Origin of the sequence: Terriglobus sp. RCC_193, assembly GCF_041355105.1 — a bacterium.
Lineage (GTDB): Bacteria > Acidobacteriota > Terriglobia > Terriglobales > Acidobacteriaceae > Terriglobus.
In genome coordinates, this window is sequence record NZ_JBFUPK010000002.1 from 801,627 (window position 1) to 819,272 (window position 17,646).

Annotated in this window: 16 protein-coding genes and 1 tRNA gene; 14 read left to right on the forward strand and 3 right to left on the reverse strand. The window is 57.2% G+C overall.

Translation table 11 applies throughout. From position 1 onward, the window contains the following. Positions 1–2: 2 nt before the first annotated feature. The 7 genes from AB6729_RS12150 to AB6729_RS12180 all read left to right on the forward strand — a co-directional run bounded on the left by AB6729_RS12150 (position 3) and on the right by AB6729_RS12180 (position 6,100). Positions 3–1,346 (forward strand): CpaF family protein, encoded by a 1,344-nt coding sequence (locus tag AB6729_RS12150; RefSeq protein ID WP_371081884.1) that lies wholly within the window; start codon positions 3–5, stop codon positions 1,344–1,346. A 5-nt stretch (positions 1,347–1,351) separates the two neighbouring features. Continuing rightward, entirely contained in the window at positions 1,352–2,314 is a 963-nt protein-coding gene (locus AB6729_RS12155; RefSeq protein WP_371081885.1) for a type II secretion system F family protein, read from the forward strand. Further along, positions 2,311–3,213 carry a type II secretion system F family protein gene (locus AB6729_RS12160; protein WP_371081886.1) on the forward strand — a complete coding sequence of 301 codons (903 nt, stop codon included), beginning with the start codon at positions 2,311–2,313 and terminating at the stop codon, positions 3,211–3,213. The genes AB6729_RS12155 and AB6729_RS12160 overlap by 4 nt, the downstream gene beginning before the upstream one ends. A gap of 152 nt (positions 3,214–3,365) precedes the next feature. Beyond that, complete coding sequence (locus tag AB6729_RS12165; protein WP_371081887.1) at positions 3,366–3,740, forward strand: DUF192 domain-containing protein; 375 nt, start codon at positions 3,366–3,368, stop codon at positions 3,738–3,740. Continuing rightward, complete coding sequence (locus tag AB6729_RS12170; RefSeq protein WP_371081888.1) at positions 3,737–5,137, forward strand: pilus assembly protein TadG-related protein; 1,401 nt, start codon at positions 3,737–3,739, stop codon at positions 5,135–5,137. Before AB6729_RS12165 ends, AB6729_RS12170 begins: the two co-directional genes overlap by 4 nt. Further along, positions 5,134–5,610 (forward strand): TadE/TadG family type IV pilus assembly protein, encoded by a 477-nt coding sequence (locus AB6729_RS12175; protein WP_371081889.1) that lies wholly within the window; start codon positions 5,134–5,136, stop codon positions 5,608–5,610. The genes AB6729_RS12170 and AB6729_RS12175 overlap by 4 nt, the downstream gene beginning before the upstream one ends. Next, on the forward strand, positions 5,597–6,100 hold the full coding sequence (locus tag AB6729_RS12180; protein ID WP_371081890.1) for a TadE/TadG family type IV pilus assembly protein: 504 nt from the start codon (positions 5,597–5,599) through the stop codon (positions 6,098–6,100). Before AB6729_RS12175 ends, AB6729_RS12180 begins: the two co-directional genes overlap by 14 nt. Positions 6,101–6,153: 53 nt before the next feature. Here the strand turns inward: AB6729_RS12180 and AB6729_RS12185 are convergent, their stop codons facing one another. After that, positions 6,154–6,378, reverse strand: coding sequence for a toxin-antitoxin system HicB family antitoxin (locus AB6729_RS12185; protein WP_371081891.1), 225 nt, complete (start codon positions 6,376–6,378; stop codon positions 6,154–6,156). Between the two features lie 328 nt (positions 6,379–6,706). On the opposite strand from AB6729_RS12185, the gene AB6729_RS12190 reads away from it, so the two are divergent. The 3 genes from AB6729_RS12190 (at position 6,707) to AB6729_RS12200 (ending at position 13,881) form a co-directional block, all read left to right on the forward strand. Then, entirely contained in the window at positions 6,707–11,146 is a 4,440-nt protein-coding gene (locus AB6729_RS12190; RefSeq protein ID WP_371081892.1) for a beta strand repeat-containing protein, read from the forward strand. A gap of 101 nt (positions 11,147–11,247) precedes the next feature. Next, positions 11,248–12,330 (forward strand): OmpA family protein, encoded by a 1,083-nt coding sequence (locus tag AB6729_RS12195; protein WP_371081893.1) that lies wholly within the window; start codon positions 11,248–11,250, stop codon positions 12,328–12,330. Positions 12,331–12,423: 93 nt separating this feature from the next. Next, positions 12,424–13,881 carry an HD domain-containing phosphohydrolase gene (locus AB6729_RS12200; RefSeq protein ID WP_371081894.1) on the forward strand — a complete coding sequence of 486 codons (1,458 nt, stop codon included), beginning with the start codon at positions 12,424–12,426 and terminating at the stop codon, positions 13,879–13,881. Between the two features lie 54 nt (positions 13,882–13,935). Here the strand turns inward: AB6729_RS12200 and AB6729_RS12205 are convergent. After that, a tRNA-Val gene (locus AB6729_RS12205) sits at positions 13,936–14,012 on the reverse strand. A gap of 105 nt (positions 14,013–14,117) precedes the next feature. Continuing rightward, positions 14,118–14,714 carry a hypothetical protein gene (locus AB6729_RS12210; RefSeq protein ID WP_371081895.1) on the reverse strand — a complete coding sequence of 199 codons (597 nt, stop codon included), beginning with the start codon at positions 14,712–14,714 and terminating at the stop codon, positions 14,118–14,120. Positions 14,715–14,866: 152 nt separating this feature from the next. Here AB6729_RS12210 and AB6729_RS12215 point away from each other — a divergent pair, with 152 nt between their 5' ends. The 4 genes from AB6729_RS12215 to AB6729_RS12230 all read left to right on the forward strand — a co-directional run bounded on the left by AB6729_RS12215 (position 14,867) and on the right by AB6729_RS12230 (position 17,605). Further along, complete coding sequence (locus AB6729_RS12215; protein ID WP_371081896.1) at positions 14,867–15,445, forward strand: CDP-alcohol phosphatidyltransferase family protein; 579 nt, start codon at positions 14,867–14,869, stop codon at positions 15,443–15,445. 128 nt (positions 15,446–15,573) lie between these two features. Next, positions 15,574–16,056: an Rrf2 family transcriptional regulator gene (locus tag AB6729_RS12220; protein WP_371081897.1), complete on the forward strand. Its 483-nt coding sequence runs from the start codon at positions 15,574–15,576 to the stop codon at positions 16,054–16,056. Between the two features lie 73 nt (positions 16,057–16,129). Beyond that, the gene (locus tag AB6729_RS12225; RefSeq protein ID WP_371081898.1) at positions 16,130–17,398 is read left to right on the forward strand and encodes an IscS subfamily cysteine desulfurase; all 1,269 of its coding nucleotides are present in this window, start codon (positions 16,130–16,132) and stop codon (positions 17,396–17,398) included. A 9-nt stretch (positions 17,399–17,407) separates the two neighbouring features. Continuing rightward, positions 17,408–17,605 carry a hypothetical protein gene (locus AB6729_RS12230; protein WP_371081899.1) on the forward strand — a complete coding sequence of 66 codons (198 nt, stop codon included), beginning with the start codon at positions 17,408–17,410 and terminating at the stop codon, positions 17,603–17,605. The last annotated feature ends 41 nt before the right edge of the window (positions 17,606–17,646 follow it).

The following is a 17,646-nucleotide window of genomic DNA, read 5'->3' on the forward strand; positions in this document are numbered from 1 at the left end:
CGATGGGCATCCAGAGCATGATCACAATCGACGAGCTGAGTACAGCGACACCGGTGCGCCTAAGCATATCTGAGGCCACGCAGCAAGAGCTGAAGTCTGCTGTGCACCGAGAGCTGTTGAAGCGACTTGATCTGGAACGTCTCGTTGAGTTCAATCAAACGCACGCCAGCCAGAAGCAGCTCTTCGGCATCATTCAACGCATCGTCGTGGAGCAGAATGTCCCTTTGAGCGTGACCGAACGTGATCGGCTGACACAGGAAGTGTTGAACGAGGTTTTCGGACTGGGGCCCATTGAGCCACTGCTGCACGATCCTTCCGTGAGCGACATTCTTGTCAACACATGGAACTCCGTTTATGTAGAACGCCGCGGCCTGTTGGAGAAGACGAACATCGTCTTCAAAGACAATCGCCATCTCATGCACATCATTGAGAAGATCGTCTCCGCCGTGGGCAGGCGCGTGGATGAGTCGTCTCCCATGGTGGATGCCCGATTGCCAGATGGTTCACGCGTGAATGCGATCATTCCGCCGCTTGCGATCGACGGACCCATCCTTTCCATTCGTCGGTTTGGGAACACACCTCTGACTGCGGAAGACCTGCTCCGTTCGAAGATGCTGGTGCCGTCCATGCTGGAGATTCTTCGTATCGCCGTTCATGCTCGTCTGAACATTGTGGTTTCAGGTGGAACAGGAGCAGGAAAGACGACACTGCTGAATGTGCTTTCGGGGTTTATCTCAGAACGTGAACGCATTGTTACGGTGGAAGACTCTGCGGAGTTGTTGCTCAAGCAGGAGCATGTGGTCCGATTGGAAACGCGACCGCCGAACCTTGAAGGTCAGGGTGCCATACGCCAACGCGAACTGATCATCAACGCTTTGCGTATGCGTCCTGATCGTATTGTGGTGGGCGAGGTGCGTGGCGAAGAGACGCTGGATATGTTGCAGGCCATGAATACAGGACACGATGGTTCGCTCACCACCATTCATGCAAATTCTCCGCGCGATGCGATTGCTCGCCTGGAAACAATGGCGATGATGGCGAACGTCGGCTTGCCGGAAAAGGCCATTCGTTCACAGATAGCAGCGGCCGTACACCTCATTGTCCAGGTGGCGCGTATGAGTGATGGATCCCGGCGTATCACGCACATCACAGAAATAGCAGGCACACAGGCAGACGTGGTTGCCTTGAACGATCTTTTTCTTTTCGAGCGAAGGCGTGGAACGCAGGAAGGCAAGGTAGCGGGCCGGTTTTATTCTCCTGGCATACTTCCACGGTTTGCAGGCAGGCTGCATGATACTCCGGCTCAACACCTGGCCGCCCTTCTGAATCAGAGTGTGGAGGTCTAAGCGCTATGCTGGTTCTCTGTTTTGCCGTTCTGACCCCGCTTTTGTTCGCTGCAGTGATGTATGCGACGAGGCCTTCCCCTGAGATAACGGCAGCCGAAGCAAGGCTACATTCTCTGGTTGCCACAAAGGCGAAAGTCAACGGGGCTAATACAACTCAGTTGCCACTGGAAGAGAAAGCTCCCGGAACGTTTTTCTGGTTAGAGCAACGGCTGGAAGGAACAGAGGTACTTCGCCGTTGCCAGCTGTTGCTCTTGCGGTCGCGGAGCAAGTGGAGCGCTGGAGAGCTCATCGTTGCTACAGTTAGCCTGGCATGGGGCGTGCCGCTCCTGGTCTATCTCGCAACAGGCAATGTTCTTCTTGCAATCGCTGGGTTCGCCGCTGGGTTTGTTCCGACAGCATGGCTGCAATGGAAAAAACAGAAACGCGTCAGAGCATTTGATGCCGCATTGCCGCAGTCTCTGGAAATGTTTTCGCGCTCACTGCGCGCTGGCCATTCGATCCCCGTGGCCATCGGCATTCTCGCCGAAGAGGCGCCGCTTGCGCTTCGCCACGATTTTGTGGAACTGCATCACGATCAAAATTATGGCTTGCCGCTACGCGAAGCATTTCTTGCCATGCTTGAGCGGATTCCGTCACGCGACCTGCACATTTTTGTAACAGGCGTTCTGATACAGAAAGATACCGGCGGCAATCTTCCGGACGTAATGGATCGTATCGTGGCGGTCATCCGCGACCGTGTGCGGATTCAAGGAGAAGTGCGCATTCATACGGCACAGGGACGTCTCACGGGCTGGATTCTGTGTCTGTTGCCCGTCATTCTGCTGCTTGTGATTAACGTTATGAGTCCTGGCTATTCACGCATCCTTCTCCACGATGAGTCGGGCCGGAAGTTGCTCTATGCCGGTGTTGTTCTACTGGCCATGGGGGCCATCACGATTCACCAGATCATTCGCGGGATCGAGGTATGAACGTCGTGATGATTGTCTTCGTACTCTCTGCAGGATTTGCTTTGTTTTGCACGCTGATGCTGGTGGCACTGCCATTGCTGGCCGCAGAGTCAGAGGACATGGGACGCCTCAGGCAAGTTGTGGAAGCCAGATCTGCGATTGCTAAGTTCCACGCTCCGCGTCTGCAGGACACTGTGGCTGGATGGACCTCAACCCTTTCACGACGATTCGGGCTGCAACGCAATAAACAGGCCACAGAGAAGCTTGAAGCAGCAGGATTGCGCACGCCGATTCAGATGGACAGTTTCCTGGCAGTGCAATGGATCGCTCCGTTGGCCGGTCTTTTCGCGGGGAGCTTCGTACGTGGAAATCCGCTTCTGGCATGTGTGGCTTTTGCCGCAGCCGGTTATCTGCTACCGGACATCTGGTTGCGTCGACGTATTCGTCGGCATAAGGACAGGATTCGAAGGTCGCTACCGGATGCGTTGGACCTGCTCAACATCTGTGTGGAGGCTGGTCTTGGGTTGGACCAGGCAATGCTGCGAGTTTCTGATGAATTGGCTCTCAGCCACCCAGAGCTATACCTGGAGCTTCAGCGCGTGCAGCTCGAACAACGAATAGGTGGCGGAAGAATCGAAGCATGGAAACGGTTTGCAGAGCGATCCGGTACGGAAGAGGTGCAATCCTTCGTTGGGATGTTGACACAATCCGAACGATTTGGAACGCCCATCTCTCGAGCACTGACTCGCTTTGCGGATGACCTGCGTCTGCAGCGCAAACAACGTGCTGAAGAAGCGGCTGCGAAGACAAAGGTGAAGATCGTGTTTCCGCTCGTCTTCTTTATCTTTCCGTGTCTGTTTCTCGTTTTGCTGGCACCGGCCATTCTCAGTTTGTACGGAGTGCTGAAAGATATTCAGTGACTCAAGTTGTGATCCACCGCAGTCGATAGAAAAAACGAAAGAACTAACAAGGAGATAGATCAATGGATATGACGATGATGATTCGTATTGCAGCAGGTGTTCTGGCCGTACTGGTCTTCGGCATTATTTTGTATCGCCGCAAACAGGCATAGATGCAATCAAGACATTTCGTAACGATAACCAAAGCCAGCGACCAAAGGCTGATAGCGTCAAAGGTCGGCGTGGCAGACACGTCGCTTCGTCGGATGGTCGGCCTTCTTGGCCGGTCTGATCTGGGCAGCGAACAAGGCTTGTGGATCAAGCCTTGTTCGGGCGTGCACACACTCGGCATGCGCTTTCCAATTGATGTTGTGGGATTGGACGCGGACTTTTGTGTAGTGCGTTTGTGGCCGCTCCTTAAGGCACATCGAATCACGGCGATCGTGCCCGCGGTGCGCACGGTTCTTGAGCTTGCGTCCGGTCGCATTACACACTGCGAATTGCGGCCAGGAGATCGTCTTCATATACGGGAGTATGAGGTTACATGAGCGGGCGTTCTGATTTTCACGACGATAGCGGCCAGGTCCTGGTGGTGGTCGCGCTTTGCCTGGTCGTGCTGATCGGATTCCTTGGACTGGCTGTGGATATTGGATTTGTCCGTCATGAACAGAGGCGTTTGCAGGCTGCAGCAGATGCTGCGGCGCTAGCCGGTGCTTTGGAGGTCCGCGTCTGCGGCGACTCGCCGAACTGCAGTGCCATGCAGACGGCGGCGCAGACTGCTCTGGCAGAGAACGGTTACAGCGGCAGCACGGTCATTACAGACTGCGCGACTCCAGGCACTGCACTCACATTGATGGTGAACAATCCGGTCTGCCTTTCCAGTACGGATCCCAATAAGAGCAAGTTGAACTATGTGGAGGCGCAGATATCTGAAACCGCTCCCTTGTATTTCTCACGTGTCTTTGGTGTCAATGGTTTTCGCATCAAGGCACGCGCGCAAGCAGCCCGTGGTCTTGGCGGACCATGCATCTATGCACTGAATCCTTCCGCATCCGGTTCACTCTCAGTCCTTGCAGGACTGGGTTTTCAATCGAAATGCGGCATCGTGGTGGAATCGAAGTCGCCCACCGCAGTTACTTGCCTTATCGGTTTAATGTCCGCGCCAGAAATTCGAGTAAGTGGTGGCACATCAGGCTTGCTATGCGGCGCGGTACCGCCGCCCATTACCGGGGTTGCGCCGCCAACGCCTGCCGATCCACTCGCATATCTCCCCGCTCCTCCGAATGCAAACGATGCGTGCGGAACAAGAAGCGGAAATGTCTACAATGGGTCGCCCAAACCTGTATCTCTAGTACTCCCGCTCGGCAGCACATACGTCTTTAATCCTGGCGTGTATTGCGGTGGCATTGCCATTACGGCCGCCGTACTTTCCAATGTCACGTTTAATCCCGGTGTATACATCCTGCGCAACGGCCATAACACCATCCTCGGTATCCCCGGCCCTACTACAAGCGGACTCACAATTACCATAGGACTTCTAAGTAGTATCGTGGGCAACGGAGTCATGTTTTACAACGAGGGAGACGGCGGCAGCTTTTCCATCACTGCGACACCAGCGCTGCTGGGACTCTCGACGTATCAACTAACAGCGCCCACCAGCGGTAATTATGGTGGCATCCTCTTCTTCCAGGCACATGGAGTTACAAACACTGGAACGTTTCTCGTCAATCTTCTACAGGGATCGCGGATGGATGGCGTTATCTATATGCCGGATGCACTTGTTACGTATGGCGTCGGAGCAGTTGCGGGCGTTTCCAGGTTCAATGGCATTGTTGCGGATCGAATCCAGTTCACGGCACAGATCCTCAGCACGATTGGTAACGATTACTCCACTCTCCAGTCTGGTTCGCCACTGGGCGGAGACCATTCGGAGCTTGTGCAATGAGCATGTATCGGAAAGTACTGAAGTTTGCAGCGCAATCGCGAAACATCGCCAGCAATCAGGATGCCACCAGCCTGATTGAGACAGCAATCATCCTTCCATTTCTGTTGCTGATGCTTGCTGGTGCAATGGATATCGGTCGCATGTTTCGCGCATCGATGATTGTCAAAGCTTCGGCTCGTATGGGTGCGGCGTATGGCATTCATCATCCCACGGATGTGGCCGGAATGATCACCGCGGCAAAGACGGATACGTCGACTCTCGTCAGCATCGTACCTCTGGCACAGTATGGATGCGAATGTTCGGACGGGAAGAATGCGATTGCGAGTTGTAGTTCAGAGCCTTCGTGCAGCATGAACAGCGTGTATTTCGTCGAGGTGGATACAAGTGCGAGCTATACGCCGATTCTGCCGTGGCCGGGCATTCCGTCAAGCATTCCCATCAGGGCAGAGGTGAGGCTTCGTGCGGCGCGCTAAGTTTTTTTCAGCACAACGTCTCGCTCGTCATGAGTCGGGAAGCACATTGCTGGAGATGGCGCTGTGTCTTAGCCTTGTGTCACTCGTGATGTTGGGTATCGTGGAGTGTTCGTTGGCGGTTTATACGGAACATTATGTGGAGTCAGCCGCACTTAGCGGTGCGCGCTATGCAACCGTAAGAGGTTCTACTTACAGCGGCACGGCCTGCGCAAGCGCCTCTTCCTATCAGTGCATGGCTGATACGAAGAGCATCCTCACGTACATCCAGAGCAACTCTGCTCCTGGCATTGTTGCATCGCAGTTATCCGTCACGGCATCATGGCCCGGAACCACGGGCGGTGGTGGAGTATGTGATGTAACGCAAGGGAATGGTAGTCCCGGTTGCGTGGTCACTGTGACGGTAAGTTATCCATTTACCTTCATGCTGCCAGCTCCTCTCCATAAGAGCATTACCTTTCGCTCCAGCCGCTCCAGCGTGATCTCGCAGTAAATCAGGGAACCCCTGGTTACTGTGAGATCAACGCTGTAAGTGGCTGTAACGTATCAGAAGCGCCGGAGTATGGGCGATCGGAGCGGCAGGCTGGACGATGCCGTCTTGCCCTGTTGGCGCAACCAACTTTCATGTTCCATGCGGCTGATTTTCTCCGCCACCGCCAGGCTGATGAAGTGATTGAGGGATATGCCTTCCAGCCGCGCAAGCTCTGTGGCCTGCATTCGTACTGACGGACTCAGACGCAAGGGGAAGCTAAGTAGTTTCTTCGGTTCCATAAGTCCTTCCGCGGTGCACATCGGTGTCTTCGTTGTAACTTTCGTGTGCATTTGCCATACTTCGAAACTCCGCATGGAAGCTTTGCGTATCGGCATATTCTCTTATCCGCTTATCGGTTCGATTTCTTACTTTCGTTAGAACTACATCATCGCTTCGGCTTAGTGGAGTCCTCTGATATCTCTGGTGATATCAAATCTTCGGAATAAGATTTCCCGCCCGTGTTTACTGGTTTTTGTCACGTTATGGTTGCTTTCGACGATGGGAACTAGAGCGCAGAAGCGCTTCAGCATTCCTTTCTCGTAACCCCCCAGGGTGTTCGGAGGAACCATGGCTTACTTACGCAGTGGACTTACAGGAAAATCCATAGAGATTTCTTTGGCAAAGCTCCGCATTTTTGGTCACTTGATCATCCTTGTGATGTGTCTTGTGATCGCCGGATGTGGAGGAGGCTATGCAGGCGGTGTTGTTCCCAGCCTCGCCTCATCACACGTCACCATTGACGCAGGTCAAAGCTTTCTTGCTGTTGCCAACAATCCGCAGAATTTTCCTTTGAGCTGGTCTGTTTCCGGCAGTGGCTGCTCCGGAGCAGGTTGCGGCACGTTGAGTGACACCTCCGCTCTTGGAGCCACATACGTTGCCCCTCCCGTGACGCAGCAGATCACGGTGACGCTTACCAGCGCGGTTACGGGAACACCGGCCTCCAGCAGCACGACGATCGTCGTCAATCCGGATCCGCAGATCAGCGGCAGCGCACCGAATGCAACCGTAGGCACGGCGTACAGCACCACATTTGCCCTCACAGGCGGTACACCCACGCTGAAGTGGCTTCCCGTGAAGGGTACTCTGCCTGCGGGCCTCAGCTTTAACACGACTACCGGCATTCTTTCCGGCACGCCGACGACGGTCGGCAGCAGCACGTTTACGCTTCAGGCAATTGATTCCAGCGATGTGCCTTTTACGGTCACTTCTACGGTCACGTTGAAGGTGAATGCAGGCAGCACCACGAACCCACCCGCGCTGCAGGCGACAGGCACCACGCCCGATGGCACAGTGAATGTGCCTTATGTTTCCGTGTTGCAGGCCAGCGGTGGCACCAGCCCATACAACTGGAGCATTACCAGCGGAACACTTCCGGCGGGTATCAGCCTTTCCGCCACAGGTGTTCTCTCCGGTACGCCGACGGCTGCAGGTACATCCACATTCACCGCGCAGGTGAAGGACGCTGCGAACGCAACGGCAACGCTCAATCTCACGTTGAAGATCAATACCGCATCGTCGGGTGGATCGCTTAGCATCGCCACTTCCACGCTGCCCAGCGGCACCGTGCAGATTGCATACGCCGCAAGCATCACCATCACAGGCGGGACGGCTCCTTACACCTGCACCGTTGACTCGGGTTCGCTTCCCGCAGGCCTCACCCTGGGCAGCAACTGCGCCGTCACCGGTATTCCAACAACTGCAGGCACCAGCACGTTCACGGTGCACGCTACGGATGCCAGCAGCCCGTCCCTCTCCGGCACAGGACTGATCACCATCGTCATTAACCCGGCGCCGGCAGTGCTTGTTATCGCCTCGCCTCCGACGGCAACAGTTGGCGTGCCTTACAGTGGCGCTGTTCCGGTAACGGGTGGCACTGCGCCCTATCAGTGCGTGCTTGCTTCTGGTGCCATGCCTGCGGGTCTTACACTCGGTTCGAACTGCGTCATCAGCGGCACACCGCTGGTGGCTGGCACCACGTCCATCGGTGTCACCGCAACCGACTCCGCGAACCCTGCAAACACAACCACGGCAACTGTCACTGTCACGGTGCAGGCTCCGCTGATCACGCTGACGATTACGGCTCCGCCAGTTGCAGTTGTTGGCGTCCCGTATATCGGAACCATCCTCGTCGCAGGCGGTACCGCGCCCTATCAGTGCACGCTTGTCTCGGGTGCCATGCCTGCGGGTCTTACACTCGGTTCGAACTGCGTCATCACCGGAACGCCACAAACGCCGGGTACTTCCACGGTTGGTATCACGGTGACGGACTCCGCGAATCCGCCGAACACCAAGACCACCACCATCAACATCACCGTGATTGGAAGCCTGCTCACGCTTACCATCACTTCACCGCCGGTGGCCGTGGTTCACGTGCCCTATGTCGGTGTTGTGCTGGTCGCGGGCGGCATCGCTCCCTATACCTGCACGGTGGCATCCGGTTCGCTGCCAGCAGGTCTGACGCTGGGCTCCAACTGCATCATTACCGGCACGCCCACAACGGCTGGCACGTCCACGGTGAATATCACCGCGACGGACTCAGCCAACCCCGCCAACACCAAGACCGCACCGGTCACCATCACGGTGCAGGGAGCATTAATTACGCTCACGCTCACAGCGCCTCCTGTGGCTGTGGTCCATGTGCCGTACGTCGGTCTCATCCTGGTACTCGGCGGAACACCGCCCTACACCTGCACGGTGGCATCCGGCACATTGCCTGCGGGCCTGACGTTAGGCTCCAACTGCATCATTACCGGCACGCCCACCACGGCTGGTACGTCCACGGTGAATGTCACCGCGACGGACTCAGCAAGTCCTGCTAACTCCACAACCGCGCCGGTCATCATCACCGTGCTGGGGCCCACGTCGTCGCTGACTCTCAGCCCGCCGCCGGATGCAACGGTGAACACGCCGTATAGCGGAAGCATCGGCGTTACGGGTGGAACTGCACCGTACGCCTGTGTCATCAACTCGGGCACATTGCCTGCGGGTCTGACGCTGGGTGCGAACTGCACCATCACGGGCACGCCGACAACGGCAGGCACGTCCACCGTGAATGTCACGGCAACGGATTCAGCCAGTCCGGCTGTAACCGGTACCGCGAACATTGCAGTGACGGTCCGTCCCATGACCCCGCTGTCCCTCACTGGCGCATTACCCAATGCAACGCTCGGCGTGGCTTACACGCAGACGCTGCATGCAACGGGTGGGCTGCCTCCGTACACCTACGCGGTTACCGCTGGATCACTGCCTGCAGGTTTGTCCCTCTCCGGCGCGGGCGTAGTCAGCGGAACTCCAACGGCGGTGGGCGCAAGCAGCTTCACCGTCACGGCGACGGATAGTCAGTCCACACCGCAGACGGCCAGCCTTGCGCTGACCATGCAGGTGGTTTATCCGACCACGCCATACGACGCTCTGCTGAACGGGCCGTATGCGTTCCTCTTCCAGGGCTATGACGATGTCCTGGTGGGCGTGCTCGCATACCAGACCGCAACTGTCGGCAGTATCACTGCTGATGGCAACGGCCTGCTGACGGCTGGCGAACTCGACAGCAATCACCAGTCCTCTAACCCCACCGGCAATACCATTGCCACCAACGCCCTGCTGGGCACTTACACCATCGGTCAGGATGGGCGTGGCACCCTCGCCGTAACCACCATGAATGCCGATGGTACGGCGGGCAACACCACTCTCTACTCACTGACTCTGAAGTTGCCCACGGCTCCGGCCACGGCTTCCTCCAGTGGAAGCATGATTGAGTCGGACGGCAACATCCTCATCGCAAGCAAGGGATCCGGAACACTGCTGGCACAGAACACTGCTGCCTACAGCAACGGGCTGACTGGCAGCTATGCCTTCGGCATCTCCGGTGACACTCCCTGCATCCCCACCTGCACCATCGGCATCATCGCAGGGCCGGCTGCAACGGTAGGTCAGTTCACTGCCAGCGGTGGAACCATCACCGGTGTCAGCGACACCAACATCGCCAGCACCAACTACGCCAGCTCGGCGCTCTCCGGCTCCAGCTCCGCTGCGGATACCAACGGCCGCATCGGTCTGACGCTGAACAGCCAGGGGCTTGCTGGAATCGCAGCATACCCAACCCACTACGCCGTGTACCTGGTGGACGCGACCCACGCGTTCCTCATGTCCACGGACAAACACTCCTCCTTCGTCCTGCAGGCAGGCACCGCAACGACTCAGGCCACGACCACCTTCAGCAATGCATCGCTCAACGGTCCGTTCGTTGGCTATGAGAATGCTGCGGTGAACCCCGGCATTGTTGGCCAGGTACTCGGCTCTGTGCTCAACCTATCCTCGGCCACCATCATCCAGGGAACGGGTAACAACAATGGCACCTGCAGCACCAATAACGTGGACATGGGAGGCGCCACCGGTCTGGTCAGTGCGCTGACTGGTCTGGGCAGCGGCAGCAATCTGGTGAATGCGGTTCTGGGCACGCATCAGATAACGGGCAACAGCAGCTGCGTCGTCGCCAGCAACGGACGCGCCGTATTCAACTATCCCCAGCCCACCGGGCTCCTGTCTGCGCTGCTTGCGCTGGTTGGTCTCGGTAACGATCCGGCACCGCCCCGTGTGGTCTACCTCACGAGCAACAACACAGGCTACTTCCTGGAGACGGGCTACGCAGGCCTCGGTCACCTGGAAGCGCAGACAGGCGGACCGTACACACTGGCCAACCTGAATGGTACCTACACCTATGGCACGGTCCCGGCCTCCAGCCTGGCCACCATCGATGGTGACGGCACCTTCACCGCAGATGGAGCAGGGAATATCACTTTCACAACAGATACCAATGTGGGCGTGGGCAACCTGAACATCCTCCAGCTGGGCGTTACAGGAAATGGAACGTACAGCCTCAGCGATGCAGCCGCAGGGCGTTACCTGATCAACGGTACGCGTGTGGTCTACGCTCTGTCCCCGGGCCGGTTCGTTGTCCTGGAGGGTGGCGCGCTGAGTACGGCTCCTTATACGGCGCTGCTGTACTAAACCGCCGGCATGCGGAGTGAGGTCCGGGAGCGATCGGCCTCACTCCACATCCGGAGACTTCCCAAGTCCTCGTTCAGAAAGGATTTTTTATGACTCGCATCATGGCTGCACTTCTTGTTGCATCCGTTGCATCTCCCCTGGTTTTTGCGCAGGCACGTCCCAGCGGTGCTGACTGGTCTGCTCCTCGCACCACGCTCTCCGTTGGTTATGCCAACGTACGTTCCAACGCGCCGCCCAGCCAATGCAACTGCTTTGGCGCCAATGGTGGCTATGTCTCTGCTGCGTACTCTCTTCTTCCGTGGTTTCGCATAGCTGGTGAAGTGACAGGCAGCCATGCGAATCACATCGGAACGCTCGGTCAGGATCTGACGCTGGTCACCTATGCGGCCGGGCCACAGGTGGTTCTGCCTGCAGGACGCTTTGAGTTTTTTGGGCACGGACTCTTCGGCGCCGCCCACGGCAGTGACTCTTATTTCCCATCGGGCAACACGGTTAGCAGTTCCGCGAACAGTTTTGCGATCGTTACCGGTGGCGGTATCGACATCGGTCTCACGCGTCACATCGGCGTCCGTGCAGCCCAGGTGGAGTATCTGCGAACGAGTTTTCCCAACGCTGGAAACAACAGGCAGAACAGCACGATCTTCAGTGCCGGTCTTCTTTTTCGATTTGGTAGCGCCGCTGGGCGAGATGATGCCGACCGCAATCGCGCGTACAAGGTACAGCGCGACATGGAGAAGCAGGCGCATGCTGCGAAATCCGAACCGCCGGTGGCAACTGCGGCACCCGTTACCCCACCCCCAACTTCCACCACCATCAAGGCTCCTTCTGCTCCAGCGGCCGATTTCGACCACAGCGTAGAGAGCGCATATTTTGATTACGACAGCTATGAGCTTCGCCCGGATGCACTGGCCGCGGTGCTGAAAGATGCAACGTATCTCAAATCCCACCCTGATCTGGATATTGTTGTGGCCGGGTTTGCCGATGAGCGTGGTACAGCGGAATACAACCTTGCGTTGGGCCAGAAGCGCGCACAAACTGTGCGCGATCAACTCATTGCAGACGGTATTTCGCCAGCAAGGCTGGATGTTGTCAGCTATGGCAAGGAAAAGCTGCTGTGCAGTGATGAAAACGAGGCGTGTTTCCAGAAGAATCGCCGTGCCTCTCTGGAGAACCACTCGCGCTGAGTGCCTGATGTCTTTTGAACCATTATTTGCCTCAATGAAAGCCGGAGAGCCGTAACCCATCGGCGCTCCGGCCTGGAAAGGATTGAAGACCTGATGAGCTCTGCAGCAAGCTTTCCGTCTTCCCTGAATATGTATCTCGACGTGCACAATCGCGCCTCGGATGAAAAGCAACGGCAGGCCGCCGTGTTGAAGTTTCCTTCCAAGCCCGTGGCCTTCAGCGAGCTTGTTGCGGCGCTTACCTATGCCTTCGATCTCGGTTCAAGCGAACACTCCGGGCACACTCTGCGCACGTGCGTTCTGGGCATGAACCTTGGTCGATGCATCCACCTGTCGCAGGAGTGGATGAGCGAACTCTATTACGCTCTACTGCTCAAGGACGTAGGAACCACGAGCAATACAGTCGACATCTGCGAGCTGATGGGTATGGAAGAACAGCTCTGCCGTCTTGCACTTCGCATCTTCGATTGGACAACGCTCACGTGGCCACAAATCCGTTTTGTCTTTCGACATGCCTTCCTGGGCAAATCATTCCCGTCAAGGCTGAAAGACATTCTGCGTCTTCTGCGAAATCGGCGACTCGTGTGGCGGGCCGCTCGCCAGCGCGCCGTCACCAGCGAACTGATTGCGCGCAAGTTTGGCCGCTCAGAAGCTACGATCGACGCGATACGCTCTGTCGATGAGCGATGGGATGGCTCGGGCGGTCCCGCGGGGCTGAAGGAATATGAAATCCCGTTAATGGCGCAGACTTGTGCGATTGCGCAGACGCTCGAATCGCTGGAGACCATCTTTGGTCGCGATAAGGCAGTTCGCGTCATTGAAGATCGTTCCGGGACATGGTTTTATCCGGGACTGGTTGCCGTTGTCATCCTCATGCATGAAGAAGGCACGCTTTGGAACGGAGCGGATTCTCCCAACCTCATGCAGGAAGTCCTTTCGCGTGATCCATCCCCAGCAAAAATGGCCTGCGACTACGACGCATTTGAGAATATCTGCTCCGCCTTCGCAGACATGATTGACGGGAAGTCACACTACACCTTCATGCACTCGCAGAACGTCGCCGTGTTGACGGAAGCAATCGCACGGGAGATGCAACTTGACGAAGAGCAGATCACGTCTCTGCGTCGCGCAGCACTCCTGCACGATATCGGCATGCTTGGTATTTCGCATTCCATTATGGATAAAGAAGGTCCGCTCACAGAGCAGCAGTGGACCGCGGTTCGCGAACATCCCCGGCACAGCTATGAGCTTCTACGTAAGGTGCGCGGCTTCGACGATATCGCCCGCATCGCACGCGACCATCATGAGCGTCTGGATGGTTCAGGCTATCCGCAGGGACTTACGGCAGAGAACATCGATCTGCCCACGCGGATCCTCAGCGTGGCCGATGTCTATGACGCCGTGTGCTCACCGCGTGCCTATCGCAACAATGTAGAACCGGACAACGTGCTGCAAATCATGGAGACCCTGGCGCCACATCAGCTGGATGTCGAATGCATCGCCGCTCTCAAACGCATTCTGGCCCAAGCGCACGAGTACAGCTTTGCACCATGAACTCGGGAAGGCAGAGATAGCAGCGGATGCACATCAAATGAGGATGGAAAGAAATGGTAGGCACGAATGGATTCGAACCATCGACCTCTACCGTGTCAAGGTAGCGCTCTAACCAACTGAGCTACGCGCCTGCGTTTGGAGGGGGATTGCTCCCCGGCTACCCGGAACGGGCTGCCGACTTCCTCCAGTGTAACTCCCGCCATCCCTCGTGGCAAACGGTTACTTCGTGCACAGGCCTACTGTGCAGAAGATGGGCGTGTCGTCTGAGGGCGCAGCTTGCGCGTGATCAGTCGCTGCATGTGTCCGGCCTGATCTTCTGTCAGGCAGCGGATCGGCAGTGCAGAAAAGCCTCCTTCATGCAGAAACACGATGGCACGATTGCCTCGCCGGGTTCCGGTAAGGCTGGTCCACGGCGACAGTGAATACTCTGCCTGCGCGTTGAGGTGTATCCCGGAGGCTGCTTCGGTCACGGCATCTTCATGGCTTGGAGCACGGAAGCACCACCCGCTTTCCTGCAGGAGGGCTTCGCACTCGCCCGTCGGAAGAGGAGTTGCTGTGGCACGGCGGCGTTGTCGTTTCCAGATCATTCCAACGATCCAAAGAATGGCGCACAATGCAGCCAATCCCAGCAGAAGCTGCACCACGATGCCTGCGCCGGTCCATGCACCTTTATGCCGCAGGTTCAGCAGGCCGCTGAGAGCCGCACCAACCAGCGGAACAAGTATGACGGCATACGTCGTCCCGGGAATGCCACCGCGTCCACGCTGGCGCTCCGTGGCCAGTCGCATGGCCTCGTTCCACTCCGCCTGAGTCCACTGGTAAACAACGCGCATTCGTGTCGAATCCTTCCATCGGACTATATCGGCTCCCTACCCGCGAAGGACAAGGGGGAGCGTCGCAGAAGTCGCAGGACCGTGTCTTCAAGACAATCTCTACGTCGCGGCGTTCGCCGCATATGATTGAAGTGATTCCTTCACCAACCCGTATGAACTCGCTACTTCGACAGCTTCGCGCCGCGCCAAACCTGCTGACGCTTCTGCGCCTGCTGGCGGTGCCGTTTCTGGTGGAGGCGATTCTGGCGCAGCACGAAGAGATTGCGCTGCTGATCTTCGTGGTGGCGGGCGCCACAGACGCTGTGGACGGTCGCCTCGCTCGCAGACTGAACCAGACCACACGCCTCGGCCAGTATCTGGACCCCATCGCGGACAAGCTGATGCTTTCGACGCTATTCCTGACCGTCACCTGGGTTGGGCTGGTGCCTAAATATGTCACCGTGCTGGTGTTTGCACGCGATATCGGCATTCTTTGTATCAGCATCCTGCTCTTTTTCACGGGCACCATGCGCGATTTCCGCCCCTCGGCCATCGGCAAACTGAACACACTGGTGCAGATCTTCACCATGCTCCTGGTCCTGTTGACAGCCGTGAAAACCACCGCGACCTTGACCGAACTACGGCATTGGCTGCTGGTTGGTATCGCCTGGCTGGCGCCGCTTTCCGCCGCGCAATATGCCTGGACGGTCTTCCACCGCATTGCGACGGACCCTCTGGAGAGCCTGGCCTGATCCCTCAAATCCCTTAAAGTTTAATAATAATTCTCAAAGAATACGGTTTTGCCATTGCCACTCTGTTTCCACAGGCCTACACTGGAACCATGCCCGTGGTGTCTCTTCCCGCTGGCCTTTGACCTTTTATGCTGCGGTTGACTAAAAAAGCGGATTACGGCCTGATGGCCCTGAAATATCTTGCGGAGCAGGCTGTCCTGACCGGCAAGACGGGGTCGGCCAGTGCTCAATCGGCCAAGGACATTGCGGAGGCGTATCACATTCCGCCTCAGCTTCTTGCCAAGATTTTGCAGACGTTGACCCGGCAGGGCATTCTTGTTTCGCACGCTGGAACCAACGGCGGCTACGCGCTGGCGCGTTCGGCTGCTGAAATCAGTGCGTTTGAGGTGATCCGCGCCATTGATGGCCCGCTGTTCATCACCTCCTGCATCACCATTCACGGCACCTGCGACCTGGCCGGTCATTGCACCATCAAAGAACCGCTGCGCAAGGTGAATGACAGCATCAAGGAGCTGCTCAGCGGCCTCAATATTGCCGATCTGGCGGAACCGCAGGACACCGCCGCACCAGCCAACACGCTGGGCGGAGGCCTTGTCTCCATCGCTCTTTAGAACCCATAAACAATAGGCACGCGCAGCAAACTTGCACCACTTGCTCGGAAACGGATCAGGAGAAGAATCAAGCATGAGCCTCGCCACGGAAATCGAACTGCTGGAATCCACACCGGCCCATAAGGGCGTTCAGCTGCCCATTTACATGGACAACCACGCCACCACTGCGCTCGATCCGCGCGTTCTGGAAGCCATGCTGCCGTACATGACCAAGATTTACGGCAACGCTGCCAGCCGCAATCACCAGTTCGGCTGGGAAGCTGAACAGGGTGTGGACAAGGCGCGCGAACAGATCGCCAAGCTCATCGGTGCTTCGCCGAAGGAGATCATCTTCACCTCTGGTGCCACCGAAGGCAACAACCTTGCCATCAAGGGCGTCGCGGAGATGTACCGCGAAAAGGGCAACCACATCATCACCCAGGTGACCGAGCACAAGGCTGTGCTGGACACCTGTAAACACCTGGAAAAGCGCGGCTACAAGGTAACCTATCTGCCCGTTGAGGCGGACGGCCTGGTCGACGTTGCAAAGATCGCGGAAGCCATCACACCGGAGACCATCCTTGTCTCCATCATGTACGCCAACAATGAGATCGGCGTCATCAATCCCATCGCAGAAATTGGCAAGCTGTGCCATGAGAAGGGCGTGCTCTTCCACGTGGACGGCGTGCAGGCTGTGGGCAAGATCCCCGTGGACGTGCAGAAGGACAACATCGATCTGCTCTCCATGTCCGGCCATAAAATCTACGGACCCAAGGGAGTGGGCGCGCTGTACGTTCGCCGCCGCAGCCCGCGTGTTCAGCTTGTTTCGCAGATTGACGGTGGCGGCCACGAGCGCGGTATGCGTTCCGGCACGCTCAACGTCCCCGGCATCGTTGGTCTCGGTAAAGCCTGCGAAATCGCCGGTGAAGAGATGGAAGCAGAGACCAAGCGCCTTATCGAACTTCGCGACTATATGAAGGCGAAGTTCGAGGCCGCTCTGGACTACGTTCACGTCAACGGCAACATGGACCATCACCTGCCCGGCAACCTGAACATGAGCTTCGTCTACGTGGAAGGCGAGAGCCTGCTGATGGGCATCAACGACATCGCGGTCTCCTCCGGTTCGGCCTGCACCTCGGCCACGCTGGAGCCCAGCTACGTGCTGAAGGCCCTCGGCCTCGGCGACGACGTGGCACACTCGTCCATCCGCTTCGGTCTTGGCCGCTTCAACACTAAGGAAGAAGTGGATTACGTCAGCGACAAGCTCATCGACACGGTGCTGAAGCTCCGCGAACTGAGCCCACTGTACGAGATGGTCAAGGAAGGCATCGACCTCGACAAGGTCGAGTGGACCGCCCACTAAGGAGTCGTGATGAAGGAGCCGACCGGCAAAACCTGGTTCAAGACTATGTTGTTCACATGGTTCTCCAGCATTGCCGCCGGCTACTTCTTCCACACGCCCCTGACATGGCGTGAGGCGTTCAAAACATTCGACTACGCCATCGCGTTTGCGACCGTAGTCTGGCTCATCGCCCTGGCCCGTTGGCACAGGGGAATTATCAAGGGGTAGCATCCGGCGGGGATTTGCACTGAAATCTGACCGGAAGGCAT